At 35.0% G+C, this 5844-nt stretch carries 8 protein-coding genes and 2 pseudogenes; all 10 read left to right on the top strand.

What is annotated here, in order from left to right; translation table 11 throughout:
- Positions 1-293, top strand: a pseudogene (locus tag L3V37_RS23510) (hypothetical protein); the annotation flags it as partial.
- A gap of 14 nt (positions 294-307) precedes the next feature.
- Positions 308-1114 (top strand): AHH domain-containing protein, encoded by an 807-nt coding sequence (locus tag L3V37_RS23515; protein WP_237307287.1) that lies wholly within the window; start codon positions 308-310, stop codon positions 1112-1114.
- Positions 1111-1680 carry a hypothetical protein gene (locus L3V37_RS23520; RefSeq protein WP_053304698.1) on the top strand — a complete coding sequence of 190 codons (570 nt, stop codon included), beginning with the start codon at positions 1111-1113 and terminating at the stop codon, positions 1678-1680. Before L3V37_RS23515 ends, L3V37_RS23520 begins: the two co-directional genes overlap by 4 nt.
- A gap of 50 nt (positions 1681-1730) precedes the next feature.
- Positions 1731-2147 (top strand): hypothetical protein, encoded by a 417-nt coding sequence (locus L3V37_RS23525; RefSeq protein WP_237307289.1) that lies wholly within the window; start codon positions 1731-1733, stop codon positions 2145-2147.
- Positions 2148-2407: 260 nt separating this feature from the next.
- Positions 2408-2980 carry a hypothetical protein gene (locus L3V37_RS23530; RefSeq protein WP_130546509.1) on the top strand — a complete coding sequence of 191 codons (573 nt, stop codon included), beginning with the start codon at positions 2408-2410 and terminating at the stop codon, positions 2978-2980.
- A gap of 9 nt (positions 2981-2989) precedes the next feature.
- Entirely contained in the window at positions 2990-3481 is a 492-nt protein-coding gene (locus L3V37_RS23535; RefSeq protein WP_237307291.1) for a hypothetical protein, read from the top strand.
- A gap of 128 nt (positions 3482-3609) precedes the next feature.
- On the top strand, positions 3610-4137 hold the full coding sequence (locus L3V37_RS23540) for a hypothetical protein (protein ID WP_237307296.1): 528 nt from the start codon (positions 3610-3612) through the stop codon (positions 4135-4137).
- Positions 4134-4571: a hypothetical protein gene (locus L3V37_RS23545; protein ID WP_237307292.1), complete on the top strand. Its 438-nt coding sequence runs from the start codon at positions 4134-4136 to the stop codon at positions 4569-4571. The genes L3V37_RS23540 and L3V37_RS23545 overlap by 4 nt, the downstream gene beginning before the upstream one ends.
- On the top strand, positions 4562-5128 hold the full coding sequence (locus L3V37_RS23550) for a hypothetical protein (RefSeq protein WP_237307294.1): 567 nt from the start codon (positions 4562-4564) through the stop codon (positions 5126-5128). Before L3V37_RS23545 ends, L3V37_RS23550 begins: the two co-directional genes overlap by 10 nt.
- Positions 5129-5146: 18 nt before the next feature.
- Positions 5147-5628 (top strand): annotated as a pseudogene (locus L3V37_RS23555) (hypothetical protein).
- Positions 5629-5844: the final 216 nt, after the last annotated feature.

The following is a 5844-nucleotide window of genomic DNA, read 5'->3' on the forward strand; positions in this document are numbered from 1 at the left end:
ACAGAATGGGTGCAGATGAGCTCGGTACGTATTTCTTGAAGTTAGCGGATGAGGTAAAAATCATCGATAAGATGGTACCGGATAAGCTTAAAGAAGCGATGGGCGAGTTTGATGACCTTTTTGCTCGAATTTTAGGTAAGAGTGAGAAAACTTACCCAGCAAAAGTAAAACATAATACTGGCGAGTCTGCACAGTCAGGAAAGAGTTCTGCGAAGGCAAATGAGGACAAAGATAAAAAAGATTTTGTCTGTCCCGTTTGTAAGAAAAAACCAGAAAAATGTGATGCTTATTAGAGGTCAATACCATCATGGCTAAAAACTCAACTGCAAAAACACATAGTCTTATAAAAGGTTCAGGGCCTGCTTTAGCAAAAGCAATTAAATCTAAGCACTATAAGTCGGGCTTCAATGAACATTTATGGGCGGATGGACGTTTGAAGGGGGATGACGGACAGTTCGGACTTCAGGCTCACCACATCATAACAACTAAAAACTTAGATACTCCAGAGTGGAAAAAATACAGAGAAGCATATGAGTATGATATAAACACCTGGAAAAATGGGGTAATGTTCCCTTCCAAAACGGATATCGCTTGTCAAGTCAATACACACGTCCATAAGTCTGGCCATGGTGGAGGTTTGGACTTCAAGACCAAGCAAGAACAGTTTTGGGAAACAAGTTCAGATCTTGAAAGTGGTGAACTTACATCAATTCCGGTAACAAAGGTTCCTGATCCCGTAGCATCTAAGTTGCGGCTGGATGATATAAAGTATATAAAGTCAGTTAATCGAGATATTAAAGGTGTAAAAGAAAGTGCAAGAAGAGGCTATTATTGCAAATCAGGGAATAAAAGGCACTTTCAGTCTGATTTAGACGACGTCTCTGAAGACGTTTTAGTGTGTTTAGATAGCTTTTTATATACAATTTCGACTTTTGGTCATGATTACTCTCCGGCAAGTGACATAGGTTGTGCAGGCGAGAGTAATATAGAAAGCAAGAATAAATCAAGAAGCGCATGCCCAAGTAGATCTTCCAAGCTACCGGAAGAAAAACACAATATAAAGAATGTAAAAGGTAAGACTATGAAACCTAGAAAACTTGAGGTTGGAAAATGAGTGAATATTTTTTTGCAAGAGAGTGTGTCAATTCCCCAATTTATTGTTTTCCAGATGAATACATCGATTCCGTGCCCTTAACGAGTTTTACTTACCCTAAAGCACCTGTTCCCTTGATAGTCGAATTTCTTCCACAAGACGATTATGAAATCCCAGATATACTTGAAATGCCAAATTTCTCGATTAAGAAAAATGAATTTTCGAAATTAGATTTTAATAACATTTTTGGGGTTAATTGGGTCGATATTAAACTTCATGATAAAGGCGAACATGATTTTCTTATGCTACAAGTTGTCAACGAGATTAAGTTGATTGATAGATCTGAAAGTAAGATCAAGAGGTACCGAAAGGATTCTAATGGTGATGAGATGATTAGTGGTATTCTTAATCTTATATTAGATGAAAAACTAATTCAGACTATACCAGTAGATAGAAGACAGATAGTGATAGATCCTGGTTGGTTGAAGTGTGTTTTTTTCCATAAAAGTTTAGTTGAAAAAATAAAAAATTCTAAGCTAGTCGGTGTGGAATTTATACCGGCAGACGGCTATTCAGACTTTAGATAGATGAAATTAAATTTAAATGACTTTTATGTAAATAACAATCCTAAAGTAATATGTATATTAAGTTTATTAAAGAAAATTTAAGCAATATTCTACCAGAAAAAAGACCAAGTATGGTTTTTTCTAACCCTGACTTGTTTATTATTTTTGACAATACTATCCGATTCGTAATTTGGGAAGAAATTTTAGAAAAGTTAAATGAATTTTGGTTAGAAGGAAAAGATACTTGGGATAGTCATTTTGATTTTGGTAGTAATCCCGACGATTATGATAGACAGTTTGATGATTATAAAACAATTGAACTTTTACAATTCCCAACCCTGACAGATTTAGAAGTAGAAGAAAAATATGCTTTTGTTTTTAACGAGAATAATGAATTATATATTAGTGAGAACTTCGTTAAAGACTTGAAGTCAGCTGGATGTGTCGATGTATGGTATGATACCACAGCTCCATATGGCCGTTATTAGACTGCCAGCATTGAAAAGCGTCTCATGGCGCTTTTTCTTTAATACTACGATTGAAACACCACTTTATGATTTTCCGGATGAATTTTCTTATTCGGTTCCATCCAACGTATTAACATATCCTAATCAGCCAATTCCGCTTGTAAAAAGGTTTGCTCCTACAGAAGATTATTGATGTGTTTTTAATTCCTTCACTAGTAATATCGCCTTATGAGTGTAAGAGAGCAAAGCAAGATAATTACCAAACAATAAAGAGGTATAAGATGGAGTTTTCGGTAATCTCTGAGGACTATATGAGAAGTTCAACGGTATTCCAATGTGTGGATGATCGTGAATTTCTATATAGTACAAATAATTTTCACCCAACGAGTTCGGAGAGTCCAATAAGATGGGAGGATAAAAATGTAACTTCCTCCATGGTTCACCCCATTTCGGACAATGGTGACATATGTGTTACTAAAGAATTTGCAGATCTTGTAATGAGCTTTGATCCTTATGGTGTAGAGTTTTATCCAGCATCACTATCGACTAAAGATAGAGTCATCACCGATCGATATATACTAGCTCTGAATAACATTCAAGACGTTGTCGACTTTGAACGAAGTGTTGTAGAAGTATCACCAAACAATGGGGACCTGATCGTCCACCGATTGTTTCTAAGCCCAGAGAAAATTTTAAAGATCCCCTTCCATAAACGGGTGGTTTATAGGGCTAAAGGAGCTGATACTGCAGTATTTTTCGCTCCAGAAATCTATGATTTGATTAGTAATGATTCAAGATTTTCTCTAGTTAGGAAAATGAAGAAGAATACATCTATGCGTGCACCTAAATTTTAGGGGAAAATAATGAAAGAAGACTATATTATTTTAACAAAGCAAAACTTAACTAACTTCCCATTCCAGCAAACCCCTAAACCAATAGTGCCAGTAGAGCCTGATCTGCTTTTGGAAATGACTTTTTCTCCGAAGCTATTTATCATCAGTGATATTGCGTCAAAAGTAGAGAAACTGGTCGTACACGGAGTAGAGTGGTTAGACGCTCGCGTGGATTGTTCTCCAAGCCAGCCATCTGATGATGAAATTAAAGTTTACGAAGATTATCGTATGCCTTACATACATCAAACTTATAAATTGACGGATAAAGCAAAACAATATGGCAAGTTGAACTGGTTAGATATCGAGTCAACAGAGTTTGATTTCTCTAAATTAGAAAATATCCCCTTAGAAGAACGATTGATATTTAAACTAGAAGAAGATTTTGGCTTAGTTTTCATTCACCAAAGTGTGATTGACCTTCTTAAAAAAGACGTCAAGGACGTTTGGGTTAGGGATGTATAATAAGCGCCGAAAGGCGCTTTTTTGAGCACGTAACTTCAATTTATGTAATGTGTTGAGTATTTTGTAAGAGGAAACGCAAGCTGAACGCTTAGCCTTCTTTTTATTATTTGTTTAAGAAGCATGGTGTGATGCCAATTAGTGAAGAATATTATGTGTTATCAAATGACTACTCAAAGGTGAATTTTGTAGTAAACATGGAAGATGAACGTGGATTTAGTTTGTTAATGGATAAAGCGATATCTACAACCATGCATGTTAACTTTGAGTGTATTAGCTTAAAGAATTTCAGCGCTATCGATGCTCCGTTTGATGTTTCTGTCAACACTGAGATATTGTTTGACCTGGATTTTCTTGCAGTATTATCAGAATTAATGCTATACAAAAACTCACTTGTTCCTGCTAAGATCAAAGAGAAAGAGTTTGTTTATCTTCATTGTTATAATATTATCGATATAGAGGATGAAGTTAAGGGGTTTAACTTTGATCTATTATCAGAAATACCCGTCGAGGAAAGGTTGGTATTCAAACCCTCTTATGGATCTATCGTTGTTTTTTTTCATAAATCAATTATAGAGAAAATCAATTCTGTTAAGATTTTTTCATATGCAAAGTATCAAAAGGCTTCCGATTGGTCAGTTGAATGGGAAATGTCATGAATTATACAGAGCATAAAATTGATGACCTAGTTAGCTTGTATCATTATAAAATCCGACTTGTTAAAGTTGAGCCGGATATATCCCAAACATACGGATTAAGTATTTTTATAAGTGATTATGTTAAAAGGAAAATACGTTATATTGATGTTCTTAATTTAACTGAGGGTGTTATATCAATCCGTTATTTTAAGACAGATGATTTTTTGCCTGGTTATTATAAGTCAGAACCAATATTACGAGATGAAAGTTCATTTTTTACAAATGAAGAAGGGCATTTTTTTATTTATAAAGACTTATATGAAGAACTATTTACAAATAAATTTTATGTTTTGATCGATTTTTTAGTTTCTAGTATAACTGATCGTGTTTGTACTGGTTGTCAACCTTGTTTACGTAATGAAATTAGGAGCTTTCCACGTTTAAAATGCAAATAACATACTTAAATGAGGACTTTAACGAGGGTGAATCATTATTTACTTCCGTTGATATTCGGTCGTCTTTCTATGATGATAATGATTTCACTCCTACTTCTTGTAAAAGTGAGATTGTGTGGAAAGATGATGATATCTATGAAATTGAAGCATTAGATTTAATCAAAGGTGACGCTTTTAATGTCACTAAGCCTATTGCTGAACTAATTATGAGTTTCGACCCATACGGTGTTGAAGTTTATCCCGCAAAATTAACCTGTTCCGGAGACGGAGTGTTAACTGAGCGCTACATAATAGCAGTAGATAACTTAGTAGATGTCGTTGATTATGATAAAAGCATAAAAGTGACTGACGTAACTACCCGTTTTTACTTATCTGATGAAAAGATCAAGGAACTTCCGGATAGCAAGAGGCACGTTTTTAAACCTGTCGGAATGACAAAAACGTTCTTCTCAATCGAGTTGTTTGAAGCGCTTGTCCGTTTAGATGAGGAGGGTAAAATAAGTACTAGTATCGTTGCCTTTTCATTTGATACATCCGAAGAGACGCCCCGAGTCTAGTGTAAGTAGGTAAATAGAATAATGACTAACTACACAGTTTTATCTAAACAATCTTTGACTGGCTCCCCATTCCAGCAAAGCCCTAAGCCAATAGTGCCAGATTTGCTTTTGGAAATGACCTTTTCTCCAAAGCTATTTATCATCAGTGATATTGCGTCAAAGTAGAGAAACTGGTCGTACATGAAGTAGAGTGGCTAGACGCTCGTGTCGATTGTTCTCCAAGCCAACCAACAGATGAAAAAATTAAAGTTTACGAAGATTATCGTATGCCTTACATCCATCAAACTTATAAATTGACGGATAAAGAAAAACAATGCGGCAAGTTAAACTGGTTAGACATCGAGTCAACAGAGTTTGATTTCTCTAAATTAGAAAATATCCCCTTAGAAGAACGATTAATATTTAAACTAGAAGAAGACTTTGGCTTAGTTTTCATTCACCAAAATGTGACCTACCTTCTTAAAAAAGACGTCAAAGACGTTTGGATAAGAGATGTATAATTAGCGCCGAAAGGCGCATTTTTATTTGTCATAAGATGGAGTCTAAAGGTAGGAAAATGAATCATTTTAATGGCTAAGATAATACTCCTAGTACTATAGAAGTAAAAGCATTTTGCTATAGTGGTCGTCGATTAAAAACAATCAAAGAACAAAAATAAAGTAGGGTATATATGTATTTTTCATTGATCTCCGAAAACTACTTCTCTTCAAGTGTTA

The sequence above is a fragment of the Vibrio sp. D54 genome (assembly GCF_021728075.1).
Lineage (GTDB): Bacteria > Pseudomonadota > Gammaproteobacteria > Enterobacterales > Vibrionaceae > Vibrio > Vibrio alginolyticus.